The following is a 23,351-nucleotide window of genomic DNA, read 5'->3' on the forward strand; positions in this document are numbered from 1 at the left end:
CTGACGCTCTAGGGTCTACTCTAGAGCCTGGGTGCCCGATGGACAAGCTCCTGTTTTTATGAGCATTATGATTTTTGTCTCCCAAGACGCCGCCCCCTTTGTCCACGGGGTTGCCGGGTGTTGCGACCACGGGGGGGCGCCGTGGCGCGGCGGTATCAGGGGCTCATTCCGGCTTGCCAAACGGGCGCCAGCGGGTAAACTCGAGCGCTTTTTCGCCATGTTCATGAGGGCCGTTATGCCATTTCGACGTTTGAAGGTGCGTCAATTCTATGTCCGGCTGCTCTGTGCCTTGCTGGCCGGTCTGTTGCCCATGCTCCTTGGGCTCGTCATCGTCATCTGGCAGACCGCCACCGGCGTGAAACAGGATGCGGTGGCGCGCCTGGAACATGCCAGGGTCATGTTCGACCGCACTCTGGACAATGCCCAGTTGGCGGCGTCGGCCCTCACCGGCAGCCTGGGCAGGCCCTGTCTCGAGGTGGTGCAGGGGCTCAGGGATCAGGTGGCCACGGTGCCGGATGTGCGCAGCGTCAACCTGGCCAGGGGGGATCGGATCTACTGCTCTTCCCTCTATGGCCCGGTCGATGGCGGCATCAAGCTGGATGACTATGTCGGGGGCAGGCTCGACCTGATGAAGGGCAACCCGGTCACCCCGAATCGCCCCCTCATCGCCTACCGGGAAGAGGTGGGCGAGTTCAGCGTGCTGGTGGGGGTCGACGGCTACTACCTGCTCAACATCCTGGACATGCTGAGCCGCAACTCCCCACTGGGGCTGGTGGTCGGCAACGAGATGCTGCTGCGAAACAGCGAACTCACCGACAAGCTGATCCCCAAGGATCGCAATGGCTATCTCGAACAGGTCTCGACCAGGTACCCGTTCAAGGTAGTGACCACGGTGTCGGTGGATGAGTACCGTGCCCACATCTGGGACTACTCCAAGGTGGGCGTCATTATTTATCCTCTGCTGAGCCTGCTGCTCGGGGTGGCGGTCTTCTGGCTGATGGGCCGTTCGACTTCGCCGGCCCAGGAGCTGAAACGGGCACTGTCCCAGCAGGAGTTCATCCCCTATCTGCAACCCGTGGTGAACGGGGAGGACGGCCAATGGAGCGGTTGCGAGGTGCTGATGCGCTGGCAACACCCCCGTCAGGGGATGATCTCGCCGGATCGCTTCATTCCCCTGGCAGAGGACAGTGGCCTCATCGTGCCCATGACCCGGCTGTTGATGGCGCAGGTGCGCGAACAGTTTGCGGGCAAGGCGCACCATCTGCCGCGAGGGTTCCACTTCGGCTTCAACATCAGCGCCAGCCACTGCAAGGATCTGAGCCTGGTGGAAGATTGCCGGGATTTCATCAACGCCTTCAAGGGGAATCCCATCAAGCTGGTGCTGGAGCTGACCGAGCGCGAGCTCATCGTGGCGGACGAGACGACGGACCGGCTCTTTGCCGAGCTCCATGCCCTCGGGGTCTTCATCGCCATCGACGATTTCGGCACCGGCCACTCCAGCCTGACCTACCTGCAGACCTTCCAGGTCGACTTCCTCAAGATCGATCAGAGCTTCGTCGGCATGATTGGGTCGGACGCGCTCTCCAGCCACATCGTGGAGAACGTCATCGATCTGGCGACCCGGCTCGGTCTGCAACTGGTGGCGGAAGGGGTGGAGAACGAGGTGCAGGCCGCTTACCTGAGGGCGCGCAACGTGACCTTCCTGCAGGGCTACTTCTATGGCAGGCCCATGCCGATGAAGGCGTTTATCGCGCACTACATGGCCGGGTGACGGCCAAGGGCAGCCATAAAAAAACCAGCGACCGGGTCGCTGGTTTTTTTCATTCGAAGCTGGCTTAGAGCATGCGGGCCAGGGCGCGGCACAGACGCTGAACACCCTCTTCCGTGGTCGCCTCATCCACACAGGAGAAGCTCAGGCGCAGGGTGTTCTGGATCTCGGGGCGCACATAGAAGGGGGCGCCGGGCACGAAGGCCACCTTCTCCTTGATGGCCTCGTCGAACAGGGCCATGGCACTGACGCTGGGCGGCAGGGTCAGCCAGAGGAACATGCCCCCTTCGGGACGGGTGTAGCTGACGCCGGGCGGACAGTGGCGGGCGAGGGCGGCTTCCATGGCGGCACGCTGGCGACCATAGACCTCCTTGATCTTCTCCAGGTGAGCGTCGAGGGAGTTGTCGGTCAGGAAGCGGTGCAGCACCTGTTGGCTGAAGGCGTTGCTGTGCAGGTCGGTGGCCTGCTTGGCGATGGTGACCTTCTTGCGCAGCCAGTCCGGCACCACCATCCAGCCCAGGCGGAAGGCGGGTACCACCGTCTTGGAGAAGGACCCGAGCAGCACGGTGTTGTGGGGGGCCAGCTTGGCGATGGGGGGCAGGTGCTCCCCTTCGAATCGCAGCTCGCCGTAGGGGTCGTCTTCCACCATCAGCAGATCGTGGCGCACCAGGCGCTCCGCCAGGGCTTCCCGGTTGGCGCGGCTGTAGGATACACCACTCGGGTTCTGGAAGTTGGGCACGCCGTAGAGCAGCCTGGCGCTGGAGCCCTGCTCCAGCAGCGCATCCAGCGCGGCCAGATCCAGCCCCTCTTCCGCCAGGGTGATGGGCTTGAAATTCGGTTGATAGACGGAGAACGCCTGGATGGCGCCAAGGTAGCCCGGCTCTTCGATGATGAGATCCTGCCCCTCGTTCACCAGCACCTTGCCCAGCAGATCCAGCGCCTGCTGGGAGCCGCTGGTGATGAGGATGTTGTCAGGATTGACGGTCATGCCGTGGCGGCTCAGGTAGCGGTCGGCGATGAACTGGCGCAGCGGGGCAAAGCCCTCGGTGGTGGCGTATTGCAGCGCGGCGGCTCCCTGCTCGCGCAGCACGTCCTGGCACGCTTGCTCGATGGCCTTGACCGGGAACAGATGGGGGTTGGGCAGGCCGCCGGCGAAGGAGATGATCTCCGGATTGGCGGCAACTTTGAGGATTTCGCGGATAAAGGAAGGCTCGACCTTCTCGAAGCGCTGGGCAAAAAACGGCTGCATAGGGTTCTCTCTGACTAGGTGGCGGTCGCTCCATTCAACCGCCAGGTTATCCGTTTGTATCAGATTTCAGAAATGAGGCAATGGCTGTCACAAAAATCCATAAAAAAGGGCAGGTTTGGCACCTGCCCGAATTTTATCGTCCCGACCCCGGTCAGGGGCGCAAAAACCCCTGTCAGGGGGGCATCGGGCGGGATGGGGGTCAGAGCCCCGGCGCCTTGAGGAAGCGGATCATCAGGTCGGTATTGGCCCCGAGCTGCTGCTCGATCCGGCCCGGGAAGAGCTCGGCCATCTTGTCGAGGCGATCATGCTCCGTGTGCCAGATCTTGCCCCACTGGGTCTCGCTGTCCCGGTCGCAGGCGCTCTTGGTGGCGTCGTCGTAGCAGTCCCACAGCGCCGGATTGGTGCTCTGGGAGTAGCCGTCATAGCCATCTTCCCCGTTGATGGTGAAGTTGGTGGCCTCCACGTAGGCGATGGGCACCCCCAGGCAGGCAAAGGGAGCATGATCGGACCAGCTGCCGGTCTCCCCTTCCGGGTAGCCGCTGTAGCTGGGGTGGATGGCGAACGGGGTGGCGGTCTGCTGGGAGATGGCCAGCAGGCGATCGCGCACCTTGGGATCGAAGCTGTAGCGGCTCGGGTCGGCGCAGTTGTACTCGGCCACGTCGGAGTGGGCCGAGTGGACATAGACGATGTCACCCCCGGCGATGGTGTCGTAGTTCACCATGGCCAGCAGCTTGGCGACGGCGTCGGTGTCGAGACTGGCGGCATAGGCTCTGGAGCCGTTGAGGCCGTTTTCCTCGGCGCCGAAGAAGGCGAAGCGCACCGTGTAGGGCAGGGTCTCTCCCTTGAGTGCCTCGGCAACTGCCAGCAGGGCGGCGACGCCGGCCCCGTTGTCGGTGGCGCCTTCGGATCCTTTCTTCTCGCCGGTGCTGTCATAGTGGGCACCGATGAGGATCACCTTGTCGCTCTGACCCTTGAGCTCGGCGACGATGTTCTGGGAGGTTCGGTCTGTGCCGCCCCGGGTGTAGGTGAATGGCTGGTTCTGCACCTCGTAACCCCAGCCGGCCAGGTGATCCTGGATCCAGGCGGCGGCGCGGGTTTCGGCCTCGGTGCCCGTGGGACGAGCGCCTATCCCTTCTGCGCCAGAGCTCAGTTGCACCAGAAACTCATGGGCCTGAGCGGCGGGGGCAGGGGGTTGGGAGTCGTTGTCAGAGGGGTTGCAACCGGCCAGCAGGGCAGGCAGGGCGAGGGCCAACAGGGTTTTCTTCATACTGCAATCCTTTGTTGTATATGGTTTTATTTTTCCGCGTCAGGATGAACCCGACGTCCGGCAGATTCTGTGAAGGGGGTGGCATTTGTCAACCTTGCTGGTGGAAGTGGGCAGTCCCGGGGGATTTGTTGTGGGAAACACTTGCGCCTTGTGCCTATCTTGGGATAATTCGCTCCCCTGTTTTTGCGAACTGATGCAATAACGAGCGATCCATTTATGTCGGCTCTGTTCCAGAGCGATGCAATAACGAGCAATTTACTATGTCTGTGACCCAAGATGTGTTTAACGAAGACGGCAAGTTCATGCGCAAGATCCGCAGCTTCGTCCGTCGCGAAGGCCGCCTGACCAAAGGGCAGGAGAAGGCCCTGGAAGAGCTCTGGCCGGTCATGGGCATCGATTTCGCACCAGAGCCGCTCGACATGGTGGCCCTGTTTGGCCGCGAGGCACCCGTGGTGCTGGAGATCGGGTTCGGCATGGGCGCCTCCCTGGTGGAGATGGCCAAGAACGCCCCCGAGAAGAACTTTATCGGCATCGAGGTGCACTCTCCGGGTGTGGGCGCCTGCCTTGGCACCGCCCAGGAGGCGGGCGTCACCAACCTGCGCGTCATCTGCCACGATGCGGTGGAAGTGCTGGAGCACATGATCCCGAACGGTTCTCTCTCCTGCCTGCAGCTCTTCTTCCCTGACCCCTGGCACAAGAGCCGCCACCACAAGCGCCGCATCGTGCAGCCTGCCTTTGCCCAGGATATCCGCCAGAAGCTTGCCATCGGTGGCGTCTTCCACATGGCCACCGACTGGGAGAACTACGCCGAGCACATGCTGGAGGTGATGAGTGCCGCCGAGGGGTACGAGAACACCTCCGCCACCGGCAACTGGGTGCCCCGTCCCGACTGGCGCCCCCTGACCAAATTCGAGCAGCGTGGCCATCGTCTGGGCCACGGTGTCTGGGATCTGATTTTCAAACGCGTCAACTGAGTCAACGTATCAACTAAGGAGCTATCATGGCCAACCGTAGCCGCCGTCTGCGTAAGAAACTGCGCGTCGATGAATTCCAGGAAATGGGGTTCGACATCAGTTTCAACTTCCCGGTCGGCACCGCCGAAGAGACCATTGATGCCGTGGTCGATGCGCTGATCGACGAGGTGATCGAACCTCGCAAGCTGGCCTTCGCCGGCTCGGGTCACCTGGCCTGGGAAGGGATGGTCTGCACCCAGCAGCTCGGCAAGTGCACCGACGAAGACCGTTCCGCCGTTCAGACCTGGCTGCAAGGCAAAGGGCTGGAGGCCGTGGTGGTCACCGAGCTGTTCGATCTCTGGTACGGCGAGCCGGCCTGATATCTGACTGCCTCCCGGGCAGATAGAAAATCCCGCCGCCGGCGGGATTTTTGTCGGTGGGCTGGCCCCGCCTCGTTTCACGTCATGGAATAGCCAATGGTGTTGTCATCCGAATTACTGGCCGGCATCCTGGAAGAGGTGCGTCCGCTGCTCGGGCAGGGGAAGGTGGCCGATTACATTCCCGCCCTGGCCCAGGTGCCTGCCGACCGGCTGGGGATCGCGGTCTGTACCGTTGAAGGGGAATTGTTCACCGCAGGTGACGCTTTCGAGCCTTTCTCCATCCAGAGTATCTCCAAGGCCCTGAGCCTCACGCTGGCCTTGACCCTCTATCAGGAGGAGGAGATCTGGGCCCGGGTGGGCAAGGAGCCCTCCGGCCAGCCGTTTAACTCCCTCGTCCAGCTGGAGTTCGAGCAGGGTATTCCCCGCAACCCCTTCATCAACGCCGGTGCCCTGGTGGTGAGCGATCTGCTGGAAACCCGGCTCACCGCTCCTCGCCAACGCACTCTGGAGCTGGTGCGCCGCCTGTGCGGCAACCCGGCCATCATGGCGGATCAGGTGGTGGCGCGCTCCGAGTACCAGCACTCCGCCCGCAATGCCGCCATCGCTTATCTGATGAAGGCCTATGGCAACTTCGAGAACGAGGTGGACAAGGTATTGCAGAGCTACTTCAATGCCTGCGCCATCCGCATGAGCTGCGTCGATCTGGCACGAGCCTTCGTCTATCTGGCCAACCGGGGTGTCCCTCTTGGCGAGAGCACGCCCCTGCTGCCGGCCCGTACCACCAAGCAGGTCAATGCCCTGCTCGCCACCTGCGGCCTCTATGACGAGGCGGGCGACTTCGCCTACCGGGTCGGCATGCCGGGGAAATCCGGGGTGGGGGGCGGCATCATGGCGCTGATCCCGGGAGAGCTTTCCATCTGCGTCTGGTCACCCGAGCTCAACAAGGCGGGCAACTCCCTGGCCGGGACGGCGACGCTGGAGCTGCTGGCCGAGCGCCTGGGCCGCTCCATTTTTTAACTCTCTTCACTATGCATCGAGACGACATCATGAAACGAATGACTGGACTGTGGCGAAGCTGCCTGACCGCCTTGCTGCTCTGGTGTGCCTGGCCCGTGCTGGCCGCCGAGCTGCCCCCGATCTCCCTGGCGGATGCCAAGGGGAAGGAGGCGGTGATCCTGGATACCCGCCCGAGCTATTTCTATCAGGGCTGGCCCATGGACGGGGAGAAGCAGGGGGGCCATGTGGCCGGTGCCGAGCTGCTCTCCGCAGAGTGGAAATACAGTGACGAGGAGTGGCCTGCGGCACTCGCGAGCAAGGGGTTGAAGGCCGACAAACCCGTCGCCCTCTATGGGACCCCTCGCGAGGTGGCCGAGGTGGCCCGTCTGCTGCGCCAGCAGGGCATCAAGCAGCTGTTCGAGCTGCAGGGATGGAAAGAGGCGCCCCGGGAGCACCTGGCACGCTGGCAGCAGCTGGTCCATCCGCTCTGGCTGGCGGACTTGCAGGCAGGCAAACCGGTCATCGCCGCCCCCAAGGGGGAGTGGAAGGTGTTCGAGGTGGACTGGGGATCCCCCAAGGCCTATCTGCTGAGCCACATTCCGGGAGCCGGCTACATCGACACCAACCGGCTGGAAGGGGAGCCGCTGTGGAACAAGGTCTCTGACGAGGCGCTCAAGGCGCTGCTGCTGGAGAACGGCATCCGTCATGACACCACCGTCATCCTCTATGGCCGCAACACCATGGCGGCGGCCCGTGCGGCCCATCTGATGATGTATGCGGGGGTCGAGGATGTGCGGCTGCTGGATGGCGGGCTGGAGGCCTGGTTCGTGCAGCATCTGCGCACCGAGACCGGGCTGGCCAACAAGTTCACCCCGGCCAAGGAGTTTGGTGTGGCCATCCCGGCCCATCCCGAGTACTACACCACCCTTGACCAGGCCAAGGCCCTGCTCAAGCAGCCGGACGGCGCCCTGGTCAGCGTGCGCACCTGGGACGAGTTCGTGGGCAATACCTCGGGCTACAGCTACATCAAGCCCAAGGGGGACATTCCCGGGGCCAGATGGGGTCATGGCGGGGTGGATGCCAACAGCATGAGCGACTTCCACAACCCGGACGGCACCATGAAGCCCGCCCGCGAGATCCTCGCCATGTGGGACGAGTGGAATATCGAGCCGACCCAGCAGGCCGCTTTCTACTGCGGCACCGGCTGGCGCGCCTCCGAGGCGTTCTTCTACGCCTGGTTGATGGACTGGAAGCGGATCAGCGTCTACGACGGCGGCTGGTACGAGTGGAGCATGGATCCGGCCAACCCCACCGTCACCGGCGAGCGCAAGCCGGGCAAGTAACTAATAATCCAGAGCAGGCCGGACAGATGTCCGGTCTTTCTTTTCTTGATAGATCATTTTCAATGGCTATAGCAGGTGGATTCTTTCTGTGAATCCTGTTGCTGCAATCAAGGTAAACGGGCCATCCGGTTGAGCTAGGCTTCATCTATCACCGCCAGGGTGAGCGTGAAGAAGGGGAGAGTGATGAAAGCTGTGATGATGCTGGTTTGTCTGTTGGGATTGGCGGGGTGCAGCTCCCAATACATCATGAGCACCAAGGATGGCAAGATGATTGCCACCGACAGCAAACCCAGGTTGGACGAGACCACAGGCATGTATCGCTATTACGATGAAGAGGGGAGGGAAGTGCATATCAACAAGGACGACATCACCCAGATCATGGAGCGTTGAGGCTCTCCTCAAGCAACAAGGGCTGCCCGCGGGCAGCCCTTGTTATTTTTGGTGCTCATGCCGTCTGGGGCACCTGACGGTTGACCTGGCCAGCAAACAGCTGGTGGAAGCGGGAGTGGGAGTTGGCCAGCAGGCTCACCGGCGAACCCTGCTCCACCACGGTGCCGGCCTCCATCACCACCACCTTGTCCACCGACAAGAGCGGCTCCAGATGGTGGGCGATCACCAGATAGCTTGCCTCCGGCCGGTAGCGGTAGAGCAGCTCCGCCATCTTGCGCATGCCGCCGTGATCGAGGTCCGAGGTGGCCTCGTCCAGCACGATGAGCGGGCGGCGCGACAGCAGGATGCGGGCGATCACCAGCAACTGGGTCTCGCCGGCGGAGAGTTGCAGCCTGTCGAGATCCTCGTCCAGCCGCCCGGCGCAGCGCTCGGCGAGGCCCACCCGGGCCAGCGCCTGTTCAAGCATGGCGTCCTCATGCTCGGTCAGGGGCGCCAGATTGGCCCGTAAGGAGCCAAAGAAGGTGAGCGGGATCTGGGAGACGGTGTCGTAGAGATCGCGCACCGCCTCCGGTGCAAGTCGTGACAGTGGCTGATTGCCGTAGAAGATCTCCCCCTGGGAGGCGGGATACATGGCCTGCAATACCCCCAGCAGGGAGCTTTTGCCTGCCCCGGTACGCCCGCACACACCCACCTTTTCACCTGGGGCCAGCTCGAAGTTCACCTTGTGCAGTGCCCACTGGCTGGTCTGGGGGTAGCGCAGCCCCAGGTTGTCGAAGCGCACTGCGGGGTGAGGGGTGGCGAGGGCCTCTCCCTCCTGACGTTCGCTCTCTATTTCGCTGTATTCGCGCACCCGCTCTACCGCGTTCATCACCTGTTCCACTTCGGCAAAGGTGCGGATGAGGGAGTTGAGCATGGCGGAAGCGGTAAAGGCATAGGTGATGGCAACCGCCCCCAGCAGCGGGCTGTTGCCAAAGGCCACCATGAGTGCCACGGCCCCCACCAGGGCGGCGGAGAGCAGGGTCTGGTGCATGCCGAGCCAGCGGTTGATGGAGGTGGTGGTGTACCAGCTGCGCAGGTTGTTGTCATAGTGGTGCAGCACCTGGTCCAGCGCGAAACGCTCGGCCCCGGCCAGGCGCAGGGCGGGGGCGCCGCGGATGGTCTCGCTGATGCTGATGTAGAGCGGGGAGCGCAGCACCGAGGACTGGCGCCGCAGCTTGAGTTGCACCGCCCGGTAGCGGCGCTGCAACACATAGAGCGCCCATCCCACCAGGGGGGCGATGAGCAGCAGCAGGGGAATATTGATGCCGATCACCACCACCTGCAAGGCCACGGACACCAGCATGCCGAACAGTCCCACCAGCATGGAGAGCAGCATCTCCTGCGCCTCCCCCAGATCCCGGTCGAAGCGGTTGAGGATGCGCCCCTGGGGGACCTTGTCGAAGAAGGCCATGGGGGCGCGGCTGATGCGTCCCAGCATGCCGTCAAACAGGGTCCAGGCCAGCTTGAGGCCAAGGGTGTAGTTGATGACCCGTACCGCCATGATGCAGGCGAGGGAGCCCGCCCCCAGCAGCACATAGATGCCGAGCAGGGTCGTGACGTCGCTCACTTCGGCCTTGCCGCCGAGCCAGAGATCCGAGGCGATGCGCAGCCCTTCCTGGCCCAGGGTGAGCAGCAGGACGAGCAGGATGGCACCGGGGGCGGCGAGGCGCTGCCACATGAAGCCAAACAGCCCCCAGTCCACCTTGCCCTCCACCACTTTCTCCTCGCTGAACTGCTCCGCCTCCTGAGGGGGCACCGGCGGGGCGGGCTGGGGATGCTGGACAAGATCCGCCAACTGGTGGGCATCGAGCTCCACCAGGCGCCCCTGCTCGATGCGGATCACCCGATCGCACCTGGCCAGCACATCCGGGTCGTGGCTCACCAGGAGCCGGGTCGGCCCCGGTTTGAAGGCGAGCCCCTGCTCCAGTACCTGGGCCGCGACCATGGGGTCGAGCGCAGACAAAGGGTTGTCCAGCAGCAGGATATCGGCCCGGGCGTAGAGGGCGCGAGCCAGGGCGACCCGCTGTTGCTGGCCGCCGGAGAGGCGGGTGCCGAGCTCCCCCACCAGGGTCTGATCCCCGTGGCTGAGCAGCGCGAGATCGGCCGTGAGGGCGCAGGCGCCGAGCACCCAACGATAGCGCTCGGCGTGCCAGGGCTGGCCGAACAGGATGTTGTTGCGGATGGTGTCGTTCATCAGCCAGGGTTTATGGCCCAGATGGGCAACCCGGCCGTGGCGACGGATGCTGCCGGCAAACTCGCTGTCAAAGCCGGCAACCAGATGCAGCAGGCAGCTCTTGCCCGCCCCGGTGGCCCCGGTGATCCCCACGAGCTCCCCCGGTGCGATGGCGAGGTTGGCTCCCTCGAGCACCGGTTTTTGCTGGTGCAGGGCGGTGACGTTGTCGAGCCGCAGGCTGCCCACCGGCAAGCTGGGATCATCGAGTTCCCGATGCTGCTCCGGGCTGTTCAGGAACTCGCACAGCCGGTTGAAGCCGGTGTTGAAGTTGATCAGGGTGCGGATGAGGTAGGGCAGTCGCATCATGGGAATGCGCAGCACGGTAAACAGGGCGATGGTGGTGAACACCTGGGGCAGGGTGAGGGTGTTGCCCGACGCCAGGTAGGTGGTGAAGGTGGCCAGGGTCACCAGCAGGGGAGTGCTCAGCATCAGCCCTTCGTTGATGGCATCGAGCCTGAGCACCCGGCCCAGCACCCCCAACTCCTGCTGGCGCTTGGTGTTGGCCGCCCGGGTGAAGAAGGGGCCAAGCCCGTTCTGGCGCACCAGCCTCAGCTTCTTGATGTATTCCGCCAGGATGCCGTTGCGCTCGTCCTGTTGACGCTTGAGCTGCTGCTCCTGCTGGTTCATGCGCCGTACCACCCGGGTGGAGATGAGCAGCAGCAGGGCCAGCACCGCGAAGCCCACCAGACCGGCACTGCCCACCTGCCACACCAGCAGGGCGATGGTGCCGATGAGTTGCAGCGCCATGGTGACCGGCATGGCGGGGTCAGCCAGGATCCAGGTGATGTCCCACACGTCCCGGTTGATGAGGTTCTGAACCCGGCCGCCGGCCCTGTCGTCGAAGCTCTTGCCACCCTGCTTCATCACCTTGGCGAGCAGGGATTCGGCCAGCAGACGGCGGATGGGCACGTGCATCTTTAGGGCCAGTTGCAGGGAGTGCTCCGCCAGCATGCCGGCGGCGAGCACGGAGGCGAACAGGGCCAGGGCCAGCAGCAGCTTGTGGCCGGTGGTGGCATCGGTGCCGAGCTGGGTCATGCTGTGGTTGAGCAGCCAGGGGCTGGTCAGGGTGGCGAGCATGCCGAGCAGTTGCAGCAGGGTGAGCAGGCCAATCCGTCCCTTGTAATGGCGCCAGATAAAGGCGGTCAGGGGCCAGGGGCGCACCGGCTGGCGGGCAGTGAGCGCGAGGAAGGCGTCGGCGCGGCCGTCGCGCCTGTCTTCCGGCAGCAGGGGATAGAGATCGTCGAGACTGACCTGGGGCTGGGTCAGCCCCTTGCGCAGCAGCGGGCCGGTCCAGCGATAGAAGAGGCGACTCAGCCAGCCGGCCGAGATTTCCGGATGATCCAATGGGTGTCCTTGTTGTTTTGTGTTGCTTCCATGGGCGGGGCGGCTCATGGGCCGCCCTCGAACTTGTCGTCTTGCTGCGGGCGTGCGCCCGGCGGGATCAGCGATCCCGGTTCATGCGGATGAGCAGATCCAGGATCCGCTCGCCATCGACCCGCAGGCCGTTGTGTTCGTACTCGTTGGTGATCCAGGCGCGGCTGTTGCCAAGCCCCTTCAGGGTGTCGCGGCTGTAGTCAAACTCCACGTACATGTCCTCGGCATAGACGGCGCAGGCCACCGGCACAGTGTTGCGGGCCAGCTGCGCCGGATCGTAGAGGGGGCCCCAGTCCGCTTTCTGGGCAAGCAGGTGGGCGGCCTCCTTCAGGGGAATGAGCTCGCGGAACTGCTCGAACATCCAGGGGAAGATCATCTCGCCGGTAAAGGCGAAATCTTTGCCTGGCGCCCAGGCCAGGGCAGGGAACTCCCTTCTCACCCGCTCTGCCGCCCAGTTGCTGGCACTCCCTTCGCAATAGATGAGCTCGTGCAGGATGGCGAACACCGGGTTGGTGTTGAACGGCTGCATGGCCTGCACCTGGTAGAGGAAGGCGGGGTTGAGGCGTTCGCCGATGAAGGCGTCTTCCAGCAGGTAGTAAAGTGCCTCGAAGGCGCCGCTGGCCCCCAGATCCAGCCCCTGCTGCTGCAACTGCTCCACCGTCAGGCGCTGGCCGTTGGGCAGGCGCACATCGTAGTGGTGCAGGTGGTTGGCCAGCCGGTTGGCCAGGGCCTGGGCATGGGGGAAGCGGGTGAAGAAGGCGCGGTTCTTGTCCGCTACCCGCTGGTAGGTGGCGCGGTAGACCTCATCCGCACTGCGCCCGATGGGTGCCACGCCGCCGGTGAGGTAGACCTCGTGCAGGCTCCTTGGGAACAACGAGAGGTAGGTGAGGCTGCAAAAGCCGCCGAAACTCTGGCCGAGCAGGCTCCAGGGGCGCCCCGGGCTCAGCACCTCGCGAATGCATTCGGCGTCGCGCACTATGCTGTCGGCACGAAAATGGCCGAGGTAGTCCGCCAGCTCACCGGGGGTCATCCCCGCCAGGGCGTCAGCACTGATGGGGGTGGAGTGGCCGGTGCCGCGCTGATCGAGCAGCAGCACCCGAAACTCCTGCAGGGCCCGCTTGATCCAGCCGCCATCGGCGGTCGGGCGAGGAGCGCCAAAGCCCGGGCCCCCCTGCAAATAGAGCAACCAGGGCAGGTCATCATCCAGCTTGTCCTTGCGGCAGAGGGTGCGGCCAAACAGGGTGAGGGTCGCCTCCTCATCGGGATGCTGGTGGTCGAGGGGCACGGTAAAAAAGTGTGGCTCGCAATGGATGCCATCCAGCACATAGTGCAAGGGGCTGCTCATCTGGGGTCTCCCTGAGGGTAGGAAAATCGTCGGCCTCATCATAGCCCTGGCGCAGGGGCGGGTCACGCCGGTTTTCCAGATTGTTAACAGAGATGGAGCCTGAGGTCGGTGCCGTACAAGGTGTGGTTTCGCCGCGGTTGACGGCGGGCTGCAACTGGACAAAGATGAGCCGCCTGCCGGGACGGGCAGGGATAGGTCAGCACCCCGGGTGCAGGAAACTGGATGGAGTTGGCTCGATGAAGCCGAGATGGATACGTGTTCGCAAGAGACGCACACAGAGGGATCCGGAGGGGGTGCTGCAGGCGGGTTTGCTGGTGTTCAGCGCCACCTGTGGTGCCACTCTGTTGCTGGCGGCCTGCAACGGCGGTTAGCTGAGTGAAACAGACCCGCTTGTCATGAGCGGGTTTTTTCATGCCAGAGCAGAAGGTCAGGACCTGCCTGTAGCCCTTTGCTGGCGCGGGTTTGCTGTATGCAGAGCACGGCTGCTATGGTCAATTTACGACCGGATCCACAGAGGGAGGCGATCATGAACAGTCGTGAAAAAGTCCTGGCTCATTTGGCCACAGATCACCGGGTTGCAGGATTGACCGCTGGCGAGGCACTGGCTGGCATGAGCCACTCGATGAGTTCGCTCCTGCTGCAACAGGATCAGCACTTCTTCCGCCGCCATGCGGACGACCCCTGCCACGAAGTCGCCCGGGCCTGCTCGGCCGGACACGTATGGCATGGGGACGAAAACCACTACTAGCCCCGGCATGTGAGTAAATGACAGATGCAAAAAGGCCCGCTCATCTGAGCGGGCCTTTCGAATTTGGCTCCTCCTACTGGACTTGAACCAGTGACATACGGATTAACAGTCCGCCGTTCTACCGACTGAACTAAGGAGGAATAGTTGGTGCCCAGAGACGGAATCGAACCGCCGACACGGGGATTTTCAATCCCCTGCTCTACCGACTGAGCTATCTGGGCAACGGCGCGCATTAAACCCTTTCTGGACTGAGGTGTCAACCACAGGCCGCAGATTGATGTACCGTTCGCTCGATATCCGAGCAATCTTCCCGTGATTGGACCGGTTTCCCCGTTTTAACCATGAAAAGAGGGGCGCCTGCGGGGCAGGGTGGGCCGACGGCCAGCAGAACATCATGAAGGGGGGCGAGCTGCCTGACGTGCCGAGGGCTGCCCGCTGGCGCCAAGCCGGGAGAGGCGCCAGTTATCTTGGCCCATCGATTGAGCCTGCCGCGCTCTGCGGGTATGCTTTGCCGCACTCATCCCCTGGCCATGGTCCGGGCCGACGCGGCTGGCAGGGGTGACATCCATTCAACACCGCCTGGGGTTTATATGAATACCAATATGCAAGAGTGGCGCGAAGAGACCGCCGCCATCGTCAACGAGCTGCTGGCCGATGGCAGCAACCCGGATCTGGATTACGAGATTGAGCACCACTTTGCCTGCCAGAAGTTCGATCTGCTGGAGAAGGCGGCGGTCGATCTGTTCAAGGCCGGTTTCGAAGTGACCGACGCCGAGGAGATGGAGCTGGACGACGGCGCCACCATCTTCTGTTTCGACGCCATGGTGGAGTGCAAGCTGGACATCGACACCATCGTCGCCGACATCGAGAAGATGCTGCCCATCCTCGAGAAATACGGGGTGGACTACGACGGCTGGGGCACCTACTTCCAGGAGTAAGTGCGCCAGATCACGTACGCTTTGCAAAAACAACAAGGCCACCCTCGGGTGGCCTTGTTGTTGCTGGCTTACTGCTCCGGCAGCTGGTAGCTGCGGGCAAACTCGGCCGGTGGGAGGGGGCGGCTGAACAGATAGCCTTGCAGCCGATCGCAACCGACCTGCACCAGCCAGGCCTGCTGCTCCGGTGTCTCCACCCCTTCGGCGGTGATCTTGATGCCAAGCTCATGGCCCAACCCGATGACGGAACGCACGATGGCGGTGGTGGCCTGGTTGGTGGCCAGCCCCTGGGTGAAGCTTTTGTCGAGCTTGAGGGTCGCCACTTGCAGCCTGGGAAGGTAGGCGAGGGAGCAGTAGCCGGTGCCGAAGTCGTCGATGGCGAGCTGGAAGCCCGCCTCGATGAGGCTGGCCAGGTTGCTCTCTATCTCGTCGGCATTCTCCATCAGCACCCCTTCGGTGATCTCCAGCTCCAGTTGCCAGGGGGCGAGCCCGTGGCGCGCGATGCAGTCGAAGATCTGCGGGCAGAGCTCGGGATCGCGGAACTGCAGGGGCGAGAGGTTGATGGAGAGCACCAGATCCGGGGCCGCCACCTGCCAGCGGGCAAGCTGGGCACAGCCGAGCTCCAGCATCAGCTGGCCGAGCTGGCCGATGAGCCCCAGCTCCTCCGCCAGCGGGATGAACTCGTCGGGGGAGATCATGCCGAATTCGGGATGGGGCCAGCGGCAGAGCAGCTCAGCCCCGTGCAGCCGGTTGCTGTGGGTACAGATGATGGGCTGGTAGACGGCGGTCAGTTCGGCGGACTTGATGGCGAGTGGCAACTGGGCGGCGATGAGCTGGCGGCGTTTGAGCTTGGCATCGAGTGCGGGGTCGAACAGGGTACAGTGCTGCTGCTGGCGCTTGCCCTGGGCCAGGGCGGCTTCGGCGTGGCTCAGCAGACGCTCGGCATCCTTGGCCTTGCCATGGGCGATGCCGAGGAACACCGGGATCTGGATCCTGTGTTCTTCCACCTGATAGGGCGTCATCAGCTCCTGCTGCAGGTTGCGGCTCCACGCATCCAGAGAGAGGGGGAGCTCGGGCAGCAGCAGGGCGAAGTCATCCGCCGCGACCCGACAGAGCAGGGACTGGGGCGGCGCCAGTCGTTGCAGGCGACGGGCCACCTGGCTCAGCAGGCGGTCGGCGACCCGTATGCCGAAGCGATCGTTGATCTCGCGAAAATGTTGCAGATCCACCAGCAGCAGGCTGGCCTTGCGGGCGCCCAGATGACGGCTGGTCTGGAGGAAGTGGGAGAGCTTGAGCAGGCCGGTCAGGCTGTCGTAGTGCTGCTCCTGCTGCAACTGGGCCTGGGTGGTGCGAAGCCCGGTGATGTCGCGGCTCAGGGTAAGGATGCCGAGGGAGTTGCCCTCGTCATCCGGCACCTCGACCCTGGTGACCTCCAGATGGCGGCCTCTGCCCTGGGCATCCACCACGCAATACTCCCCCTGACCCAGGGTTTGTTCGACGGGCAACCGGGGCGGGACGCGCCGACCCAGAGCCTCGCTTGCCACCAGCCCCATGAAGTCGAGAAAGGCCTGGTTGCAGTCGATGAGCACGCCCTGGTGATCCTCGAGACGGATGAGGTCGGGAATGGCATCCAGCAGGCGGCGTTGCAGCAACTGCTGCTGCCGGAAGGTTTGCTCCAGCTCCTTGCGCTGATCGATGGCGCTGACCATGGCAAACAGGGCGATGGGGTCGCCGTGCTCGTCATACAGGGGAACCTTGTTGATCTCCATCCAGCTGGCGCCTTCGCCGCTGTGGCAATGGAGCTGCTGGTGCAGCAGGGGTTTGCCGTCGGCCAGCAGGCGGTCATCTTCCTCCCGGAATACATCCCCCCAGGGCATCTCGGCATCGCTCTTGCCAATGAGTTCGCTCGGATCTTGCAGGCCGGCTTCCCTGGCGAATGCCTTGTTGGCAAACAGGTACCGTCCGTGCTTGTCCCGGCAGAAGATATTCATGGGTAACTGGTCGATGAGCTGCTGCAGCAGCGCCAGGGAGAGCGAAGAAGTCACGAGAGCACTCACGGGGGAGACTTCGAGCAAATCTATGATAACAGGTGGGTTTTGTAAAGCCTGGGTTAAGAGTACGCCATTTGTGCGGATCCCTGCTGACAGCCTGTGTCGCGATCGCCATAATAGCCGCCGGTTGGCCTATGGCCTTATGGATGAGAGAAGCAGCATGAAGAAGATAATGGGGGGCGCCCTGGCCCTGTTGATGGTGGGTTGTGCGAGCGACAACAACGGCGGCGAGCAGTATCGCTATACCCCGCCGGTTGCCAAGGCAACCAACAACACCCAGGAGATGGCGATCCCGGTGGACCTGGTGTGGGCCCGTGCCGAGAAGTGGTTCGGCGATCACGGCCTGAACATCGAGAACAGCCAGCGTGGTGCCGGCCTGATGACCGCCAACGTCGAGAATTCGGCCGACGGTTTGGAGTGGCTGGATTGCGGCACCATGGGGTCCAAGGTGGCGCTGGGCAACCCCAACCTGCAGATCAACCTGATCATCACCCAGAGCGGCAACAACAGCGTCGCCACCGTGAACGTCAAGGGCAATACCCAGCTCTACTTCGTCGAGTCCTCCGGCGAGCGGGTACTGGCTCCCTCCATCACCCCGGTGTGCGTCTCCCGCGGCAGCCTGGAACAGAGCCTGTTCGCAACCCTCAGCAACTGATCCCGCTTACCGGACAGCCTGAAGATCACAGACCCCGCTGCGTGCAGCGGGGTCTTTTTTTGCCCGTCACTCCCCAAAGGCCAGCCCCTGCTGGCGAAACTTGCCAGGGGCGAGCCCGGTGGATTGCTTGAAGGCCTTGGCAAAAGCCGCCTCGGACTGATAACCCACCCGCTGGGCCACCTCGCCGATGGGCAGGTGATCCGGCTGGCGCAGCAGTTCCGCCGCCCGCACCATGCGTACCCGCACCATGAACTCCCAAACGCTGCACCCCAGGCGCTGGCGGAAATGGCGAAAATAGGTGGCGCGCGACATGGCGGCCAGGGTCGCCAGTTCGTCCACGCTCCAGGGATGGGCGGGATTGGCCAGCATGGCTTGCAGGGAGCGACCCAGCCGCGCATCCTGCAGGGCGCCGATGAGGCCAAGCGCTCCGCCGGGATCGCTGGCATGGGCGCGCAGCCCCATGGCCAGCAACACCTGGCTCAAAGCCGTCAGCACGGCGCTCGATCCTTGCTGCTCGCGGGTCAGCTCCTGGCGGATCAGGGCCAGCACCAGGGACAGCGCCTCGCGGGACTCGCTGGCCAGCAGGGGGATGCACAGCGGGCTTGGCAGGGCGTCCAGCAGCAGGGGGCGCAGGGGGCCCTGGTAATGAAACTCGCCGCACAGAAACTCCACTTCATCCCCCCCGTCGCCACGAACGGGCAGCAGGCCTGCGTCATCTTCGATGTCCGCCAGGGATTCGCCGCCCCGCCAGATGGTGTGGGGCTCCCCCCCCGGCAGCAGCAGCAGTTCACCCGGTTGCAGGGTCACCTCCTGACCCTGTTGAGTACTGACCCGGATCTCCCCCTTCATCAGCAGATGAAAGGGCATGACCCCGCTCGGGCTCTGCGGGTGGGAGAGGGCGAAGCCGCCGCGATAGAGGCAGCGTACATCGAAGGAGCCGCGGATCCCGGCCTGGCCGATCAACTGATCTATGTCACTCATGATTCGATATGGTGTTTATTTGCATCTTTTAAGTATTAATTGAATCACACCTTGATGCAATACTGGCTCCATCGAACGGGCAGGTGCCCGTTCACCCCAGAGGAGAATCAAGATGCAAGATTGGGCACAATACCGTAAAGAACTGACCGGCCGCGTGATGGAGCTGGGCACCCTGAGCCCGGATACCCTCAAGGGTTATCAGCTGCTCTCATCCGCCGGCAGCAAGGAGGGTGTCCTGGATGGCAAGACCCGCGAGCTGATCTCCCTGGCGGTGGCGGTCACCACCCGCTGCGATGGCTGCATCGCGGTGCACGCCGAATCCGCCCTCAAGCAGGGCGCCAGCCGGGCGGAGATCGCCGATGCCCTGGGGGTCGCCATCGCCATGAACACCGGGGCCGCCATGGTCTATTCCGCCCGGGTGTTGGACGCCATAGATCGCTGAGGTGTCCCGGCAGCCTCGACGTAGCCAGCGTCTTGAGGCGCTGTTTAGCGTTGATTGAGTAATCCAGCCTGTTGTTTGCCACACCCTTCCGGGTGTGGCTTTTTTATGAGGCGCCCAATAAAAAGCCCCGGCAGGAGCCGGGACTTGGATAGGTGCTGTCGCGCTCAGGGCTGCAAGCCGCTGTCACCGTGGAACAGCGCCTGTTCACCGGATTTGAGCACATAGCCCTTCCAGGGGAAGAGCTGATAGCCGCCGCCCTGCCAGGACCAGTTGCCCTCTTCGCCCTGGCGGATCAGCCGGATCGGCTCGCCCTCTGGCAGGGTCAGCTCGGCCTGACTCTGATCGGCATTGAACAGCACGAAGGCGCTGACGGTCTGATCGGCATCGGTCGGATTGAGGCGAATGCCCTGCTCGAACAGCCGCACGCACTGGCCTGCCAGCGCCGACCATTGATAGCCCGCGCTGCCGATGCAGCCATGTTCGTCGCGATCCGCGCCGACCAGGGGCTCCCTCGGTGTCGTGTTGCAGGCGGCCAGCAGCAGGGTGGCCGCCATCAGGGTCAGGGTGCGCATGGTTACTCCTTGGCGTCCCGTTCGATGACGATGTTGGAGAAGCCCAGTTCCTTGAAGTAGTTCTCCCGGTAATCCTTCATGCTCTTCTTGTCGCGGCGGCACACCTGGGCCAGCTGCTCTTCCATGGCGTGGAAGCGAGTCAGATCGATCCCCTCGGCGGCGGCAACGGCCTCATAGATGCTGTTGAACTTGTCGTTGGCGTAGCCAATCTCCCTGGCCTGCTTCTTGTAGGTGTAGGTAATCTTGAACGCCATGGCGTCACTCCTTCTCTTTGGCCTGCTTGCGCTGGACGTACAGATAGAGGCTTTCGACCTTCTCTCTGGCCCAGGGGGTCTTGCGCAAGAACTTCAGGCTGGACTTGATGCTGGGATTATCGGTGAAGCAGCGGATATTGATCTGCTGCCCCAGCGCTTCCCAGCCATAGTGCGCGACCAGGGCCGTGACGATGGCTTCCAGGGTCAGCCCGTGCAGCGGGTTGTTCTTCTGGGAAGCGGGTTGATCGCTCATGCTTGCGCCGCCAGGGTGGCAAAGGGCTGACCCATGCGGGTGGTGACCCCGTTGGCCAGGTGCGGCTCGAAACCGGCCAGCATGCCCGGGCCAAACAGGCAGACCACGGTACTGCCCAGCTTGAACAGGCCCATCTCGGCCCCCTTTTGCAGGGTGATGGCTTCATCGCCGGTGTAGTCCCAGCGCACCACCTTCTTCTCTTTGGTCGGCGCTATGTTGCCGGCCCAGATGGTTTCGATGCTCGCGACGATAGTGGCACCGACCAGCACCAGGGCCATGGGGCCGTGGGGGGTACGGAAGGTGGCCACCACCCGCTCGTTGCGGGCAAACAGGTTGGGCACGTTCTCGGCGGTGAGGGGGTTGACGGAGAAGAGATCGCCGGGTACGAACACCATGCTCTCCAGCACGCCATCCAGCGGCATGTGGATGCGGTGGTAATCCTTGGGTGCCAGATAGATGGTGGCAAAGTCGCCATCCTTGAACGGCGCCACCAGATCCTCATAGCCCCCCAGCAGTTCACGGGCGCTGTAGTCGTGGCCCTTGGCCTGGATGATGCGACCTTGGCTGATGGGACCGAGCTGGCTGACGGTGCCATCCACCGGCAGGGCCAGGGTCATGGCGTCTTCCACCACGGGGCGGATGCCGGGCTTGAGCTCGCGGGTGAAGAATTCGTTGAAGCTCTTGTAGTGGGCAGGGCTCTCGTGCAGCGCCTCGCTCATGTCGACCTGGTACTGCTTGATAAAGGCCTCGATCACCCTGGTGGTGAGGTTGCCCGCTTCGGCGGCGGCAAGTTTGCCCACCAGGCGGGAGAGGGCGTGTTTGGGCAGGCAGTATTGACCGGCAATTTTCAGGTTGTCAGTGATGCTCATGATCTTCATCTGGGAATGAGTTGAACGGGTCACAGCCGCGCCTGTTGGCGACCGTGGCGGGCTTCCTGCATGGTTTCCAGGATGCGGTGGTAGTTGTGGAAGCGATCGGCGCTGATGGCGCCCGCTTCAACCGCGGCGCGCAGGGCGCAGCCGGGATCATCCTTGTGGGTGCAGTCGCGGAACTTGCAGCCACCCAGGTAGTCGCGAAACTCGACGAAGCACCAGGTGATGCGGTCGGCTTCCAGGTGCCAGAGGGCGAACTCGCGGATCCCGGGGGAGTCGATGAGATCGCCGCCGCTCGGGAAGTGGTAGAGCCGCGCCGTGGTGGTGGTGTGCTGGCCGAGCCCCGAGTTCTCGGAGATCTCGCCGGTGAGCACGTCCAGCCCCGGCATCAGGGCGTTGGTGAGGGACGACTTGCCCACCCCGGACTGGCCCACGAAGATGCTGATCTTGTCGGTGAGCGCCGCCTTGAGGGCGTCGATGCCCTCACCGCTCTCGCAGCTCACCAGCAGCACCTCGTAACCGAGCTTGCGGTAGGTCTCGAGCTGGTGCTCGATACGGGCGCGGGCCGCGTCATCGAGCATGTCGACCTTGTTCAGCACGATGAGGGGCGCTATCTCCACATCTTCTGCCGCCACCAGGTAGCGGTCGACGATGTTGGTGGAGAACTCGGGCATCACCGCCGAGACGATGATGATCTGGTCGATGTTGGCGGCGATGGGTTTGACCCCGTCGTAGAAGTCCGGCCGGGTCAGCACCGAGTGGCGCGGATGCACCGCCTCGATGACGCCGGCAGTCGCGGCATTGAGGCCGGGGCGCCACACCACCTTGTCGCCGCACACCAGGCTGCTGATGCTGCTGCGCCGCAGGTTGCTGCGGTGGATGGCACCATCGCTCGCCTCGACATCCGCGTGCTGGCCGAAACGGCTGATCACCACCCCTTCGATGGCGGGGCCGAACAGGGTGTCATCTACCACTGTGGTGTGCTCTTTTTGCAGCCGCCGCTCGCGGTTGGCCTGGACGCGCCTTTGTTGACCCAGATTGAGTTTTGCTTTCTTTGCCACGGGGTTTGCCAGTTTATGAACAGATTCAAAGCCAGTATGATACATGCAAATTGGCAAAATTCCGCCATTCCTCCCAATAGAGAGAGCAATCATGACAGTCAGCGCGCAGAACCTGGTATGGATCGACATGGAGATGACGGGTCTGGACCCCGAAGAGAACGTGGTACTGGAGATCGCCACCATCGTCACCGACAAGGACCTGAACGTGCTGGCCGAAGGGCCGGTCATCGCCATCCACCAGAGCGAGGAAGAGCTGGGCAAGATGGATGACTGGAACGTCAACACCCACACCAAGAGCGGGCTGGTGGCCCGGGTCAAGGCGAGTGAATACGACGAGGCCAAGGCCGTTGCCGAGACCCTCGCCTTCATTCGCCAGTGGGTGCCGGAGCGCACCAGCCCCCTGTGCGGCAACAGCATCGGCCAGGATCGCCGCTTCATGGTCAAGCACATGAGCGATCTGGAAGCCTTCTTCCATTACCGCAACGTGGACGTCAGCACCATCAAGGAGCTGGTCCGTCGCTGGCAGCCTGAACTGCTGGATCAGTTCAAGAAGAGCGGCTCCCACCAGGCGCTGGATGACATCCGCGAATCCATCGCCGAACTGCAGTTCTACCGCGCCCACGTCTTCAAAATCTGAGTGGCTGGCAAGGGTTTGCCGTCGTTCGGTTGCTAAAATCAGCAGTTCGGCCAGCTTTTGAGCGAACGGCTGCAACCAGACAAAAAAGCCCTTGCAATTGGAATGTCTGCTCTTATAATTCGGCTCCCGTACAGTAGCGCAAGCAACCAAATGCTGTACGGTCTGTTTTCAGGTTTTGCGGGAATAGCTCAGTTGGTAGAGCACGACCTTGCCAAGGTCGGGGTCGCGAGTTCGAGTCTCGTTTCCCGCTCCAAAATGTTTGCTGATGACGTTCCGATGCGGGAATAGCTCAGTTGGTAGAGCACGACCTTGCCAAGGTCGGGGTCGCGAGTTCGAGTCTCGTTTCCCGCTCCAATCATCAGCACAGCCTCAAGACAATCCATGTTGCGGGAATAGCTCAGTTGGTAGAGCACGACCTTGCCAAGGTCGGGGTCGCGAGTTCGAGTCTCGTTTCCCGCTCCAATATGCAGTGCCGGAGTCACCGCGTTGGTAGAGCATGTTGAGTGCTTGCCAAGGCTGGGGTAGCGAGCGCGATTCTCGTTGCTGGCTCCAA

Annotated in this window: 23 protein-coding genes and 5 tRNA genes; 15 read left to right on the forward strand and 13 right to left on the reverse strand. The window is 63.1% G+C overall.

What is annotated here, in order from left to right; all coding sequences use genetic code 11:
- The first annotated feature begins 235 nt into the window (after positions 1 to 235).
- Positions 236 to 1,771, forward strand: coding sequence for a cyclic diguanylate phosphodiesterase (locus MUW49_RS11440; protein ID WP_244812807.1), 1,536 nt, complete (start codon positions 236 to 238; stop codon positions 1,769 to 1,771).
- 64 nt (positions 1,772 to 1,835) lie between these two features.
- Here MUW49_RS11440 and MUW49_RS11445 read toward each other — a convergent pair whose 3' ends face one another.
- On the reverse strand, positions 1,836 to 3,017 hold the full coding sequence (locus tag MUW49_RS11445) for a PLP-dependent aminotransferase family protein (protein ID WP_041212430.1): 1,182 nt from the start codon (positions 3,015 to 3,017) through the stop codon (positions 1,836 to 1,838).
- A gap of 199 nt (positions 3,018 to 3,216) precedes the next feature.
- Positions 3,217 to 4,284, reverse strand: a complete 1,068-nt coding sequence (locus MUW49_RS11450) for a M20/M25/M40 family metallo-hydrolase (protein WP_103858193.1) — start codon at positions 4,282 to 4,284, stop codon at positions 3,217 to 3,219.
- A 260-nt stretch (positions 4,285 to 4,544) separates the two neighbouring features.
- Between MUW49_RS11450 and trmB the strand changes: the two genes are divergently transcribed.
- The 5 genes from trmB to MUW49_RS11475 all read left to right on the forward strand — a co-directional run bounded on the left by trmB (position 4,545) and on the right by MUW49_RS11475 (position 8,346).
- Complete coding sequence (trmB, locus tag MUW49_RS11455) at positions 4,545 to 5,258, forward strand: tRNA (guanosine(46)-N7)-methyltransferase TrmB (protein ID WP_010675501.1); 714 nt, start codon at positions 4,545 to 4,547, stop codon at positions 5,256 to 5,258.
- Between the two features lie 26 nt (positions 5,259 to 5,284).
- Positions 5,285 to 5,617 (forward strand): YggL family protein, encoded by a 333-nt coding sequence (locus MUW49_RS11460; RefSeq protein WP_010675500.1) that lies wholly within the window; start codon positions 5,285 to 5,287, stop codon positions 5,615 to 5,617.
- Between the two features lie 96 nt (positions 5,618 to 5,713).
- Complete coding sequence (gene glsB, locus MUW49_RS11465; protein ID WP_053288768.1) at positions 5,714 to 6,634, forward strand: glutaminase B; 921 nt, start codon at positions 5,714 to 5,716, stop codon at positions 6,632 to 6,634.
- Positions 6,635 to 6,663: 29 nt separating this feature from the next.
- Entirely contained in the window at positions 6,664 to 7,956 is a 1,293-nt protein-coding gene (locus MUW49_RS11470) for a rhodanese-like domain-containing protein (protein ID WP_244812808.1), read from the forward strand.
- A gap of 183 nt (positions 7,957 to 8,139) precedes the next feature.
- The gene (locus MUW49_RS11475) at positions 8,140 to 8,346 is read left to right on the forward strand and encodes a YgdI/YgdR family lipoprotein (protein WP_041215736.1); all 207 of its coding nucleotides are present in this window, start codon (positions 8,140 to 8,142) and stop codon (positions 8,344 to 8,346) included.
- Positions 8,347 to 8,401: 55 nt separating this feature from the next.
- Here MUW49_RS11475 and MUW49_RS11480 read toward each other — a convergent pair whose 3' ends face one another.
- Both MUW49_RS11480 and MUW49_RS11485 read right to left on the reverse strand, forming a co-directional pair.
- Positions 8,402 to 11,962 carry an ATP-binding cassette domain-containing protein gene (locus tag MUW49_RS11480; RefSeq protein WP_244812809.1) on the reverse strand — a complete coding sequence of 1,187 codons (3,561 nt, stop codon included), beginning with the start codon at positions 11,960 to 11,962 and terminating at the stop codon, positions 8,402 to 8,404.
- Between the two features lie 97 nt (positions 11,963 to 12,059).
- Entirely contained in the window at positions 12,060 to 13,337 is a 1,278-nt protein-coding gene (locus tag MUW49_RS11485) for an alpha/beta fold hydrolase (RefSeq protein WP_053288765.1), read from the reverse strand.
- A gap of 236 nt (positions 13,338 to 13,573) precedes the next feature.
- On the opposite strand from MUW49_RS11485, the gene MUW49_RS21905 reads away from it, so the two are divergent.
- Both MUW49_RS21905 and MUW49_RS21910 read left to right on the forward strand, forming a co-directional pair.
- Positions 13,574 to 13,708: a hypothetical protein gene (locus MUW49_RS21905; RefSeq protein WP_081000980.1), complete on the forward strand. Its 135-nt coding sequence runs from the start codon at positions 13,574 to 13,576 to the stop codon at positions 13,706 to 13,708.
- 251 nt (positions 13,709 to 13,959) lie between these two features.
- Positions 13,960 to 14,085 carry a hypothetical protein gene (locus tag MUW49_RS21910; RefSeq protein ID WP_257713785.1) on the forward strand — a complete coding sequence of 42 codons (126 nt, stop codon included), beginning with the start codon at positions 13,960 to 13,962 and terminating at the stop codon, positions 14,083 to 14,085.
- 64 nt (positions 14,086 to 14,149) lie between these two features.
- Here MUW49_RS21910 and MUW49_RS11490 read toward each other — a convergent pair.
- Positions 14,150 to 14,225: transfer RNA gene (locus MUW49_RS11490), tRNA-Asn, on the reverse strand.
- Positions 14,226 to 14,230: 5 nt separating this feature from the next.
- A tRNA-Phe gene (locus MUW49_RS11495) sits at positions 14,231 to 14,306 on the reverse strand.
- A gap of 381 nt (positions 14,307 to 14,687) precedes the next feature.
- On the opposite strand from MUW49_RS11495, the gene rraB reads away from it, so the two are divergent.
- Positions 14,688 to 15,023, forward strand: coding sequence for a ribonuclease E inhibitor RraB (gene rraB / locus MUW49_RS11500; protein ID WP_010675493.1), 336 nt, complete (start codon positions 14,688 to 14,690; stop codon positions 15,021 to 15,023).
- Between the two features lie 68 nt (positions 15,024 to 15,091).
- Here the strand turns inward: rraB and MUW49_RS11505 are convergent, their stop codons facing one another.
- Positions 15,092 to 17,065: an EAL domain-containing protein gene (locus MUW49_RS11505; protein WP_244812810.1), complete on the reverse strand. Its 1,974-nt coding sequence runs from the start codon at positions 17,063 to 17,065 to the stop codon at positions 15,092 to 15,094.
- A 166-nt stretch (positions 17,066 to 17,231) separates the two neighbouring features.
- Here MUW49_RS11505 and MUW49_RS11510 point away from each other — a divergent pair, with 166 nt between their 5' ends.
- The gene (locus MUW49_RS11510; RefSeq protein ID WP_102948415.1) at positions 17,232 to 17,726 is read left to right on the forward strand and encodes a hypothetical protein; all 495 of its coding nucleotides are present in this window, start codon (positions 17,232 to 17,234) and stop codon (positions 17,724 to 17,726) included.
- Between the two features lie 66 nt (positions 17,727 to 17,792).
- On the opposite strand, the gene MUW49_RS11515 is transcribed toward MUW49_RS11510, so the two are convergent.
- The gene (locus MUW49_RS11515; RefSeq protein WP_102948416.1) at positions 17,793 to 18,707 is read right to left on the reverse strand and encodes an AraC family transcriptional regulator; all 915 of its coding nucleotides are present in this window, start codon (positions 18,705 to 18,707) and stop codon (positions 17,793 to 17,795) included.
- Positions 18,708 to 18,819: 112 nt separating this feature from the next.
- Between MUW49_RS11515 and MUW49_RS11520 the strand changes: the two genes are divergently transcribed.
- The gene (locus MUW49_RS11520) at positions 18,820 to 19,149 is read left to right on the forward strand and encodes a carboxymuconolactone decarboxylase family protein (protein ID WP_102948417.1); all 330 of its coding nucleotides are present in this window, start codon (positions 18,820 to 18,822) and stop codon (positions 19,147 to 19,149) included.
- Positions 19,150 to 19,313: 164 nt separating this feature from the next.
- On the opposite strand, the gene MUW49_RS11525 is transcribed toward MUW49_RS11520, so the two are convergent.
- Genes MUW49_RS11525 through rsgA form a run of 5 tightly spaced genes read right to left on the reverse strand, consistent with a single transcriptional unit; the run spans position 19,314 to position 22,161 of the window.
- Entirely contained in the window at positions 19,314 to 19,721 is a 408-nt protein-coding gene (locus tag MUW49_RS11525; protein WP_102948418.1) for a hypothetical protein, read from the reverse strand.
- Between the two features lie 2 nt (positions 19,722 to 19,723).
- Positions 19,724 to 19,975, reverse strand: a complete 252-nt coding sequence (locus MUW49_RS11530; protein WP_102948419.1) for a DUF2960 domain-containing protein — start codon at positions 19,973 to 19,975, stop codon at positions 19,724 to 19,726.
- Between the two features lie 4 nt (positions 19,976 to 19,979).
- Positions 19,980 to 20,228, reverse strand: coding sequence for a VF530 family protein (locus MUW49_RS11535; protein ID WP_041212447.1), 249 nt, complete (start codon positions 20,226 to 20,228; stop codon positions 19,980 to 19,982).
- On the reverse strand, positions 20,225 to 21,097 hold the full coding sequence (gene asd, locus MUW49_RS11540) for an archaetidylserine decarboxylase (RefSeq protein WP_042014303.1): 873 nt from the start codon (positions 21,095 to 21,097) through the stop codon (positions 20,225 to 20,227). Before asd ends, MUW49_RS11535 begins: the two co-directional genes overlap by 4 nt.
- Before the next feature lie 29 nt (positions 21,098 to 21,126).
- Positions 21,127 to 22,161, reverse strand: coding sequence for a small ribosomal subunit biogenesis GTPase RsgA (gene rsgA / locus MUW49_RS11545; protein WP_039040203.1), 1,035 nt, complete (start codon positions 22,159 to 22,161; stop codon positions 21,127 to 21,129).
- Positions 22,162 to 22,252: 91 nt separating this feature from the next.
- Between rsgA and orn the strand changes: the two genes are divergently transcribed.
- The 4 genes from orn (at position 22,253) to MUW49_RS11565 (ending at position 23,260) form a co-directional block, all read left to right on the forward strand.
- Complete coding sequence (gene orn / locus MUW49_RS11550; RefSeq protein WP_042014296.1) at positions 22,253 to 22,798, forward strand: oligoribonuclease; 546 nt, start codon at positions 22,253 to 22,255, stop codon at positions 22,796 to 22,798.
- A gap of 177 nt (positions 22,799 to 22,975) precedes the next feature.
- Positions 22,976 to 23,051: transfer RNA gene (locus MUW49_RS11555), tRNA-Gly, on the forward strand.
- 25 nt (positions 23,052 to 23,076) lie between these two features.
- A tRNA-Gly gene (locus tag MUW49_RS11560) sits at positions 23,077 to 23,152 on the forward strand.
- Between the two features lie 32 nt (positions 23,153 to 23,184).
- A tRNA-Gly gene (locus MUW49_RS11565) sits at positions 23,185 to 23,260 on the forward strand.
- The last annotated feature ends 91 nt before the right edge of the window (positions 23,261 to 23,351 follow it).

It is taken from the genome of Aeromonas sp. LsrichE-8G (assembly GCF_022869435.1).
Taxonomy (GTDB): Bacteria; Pseudomonadota; Gammaproteobacteria; order Enterobacterales; family Aeromonadaceae; genus Aeromonas; species Aeromonas caviae.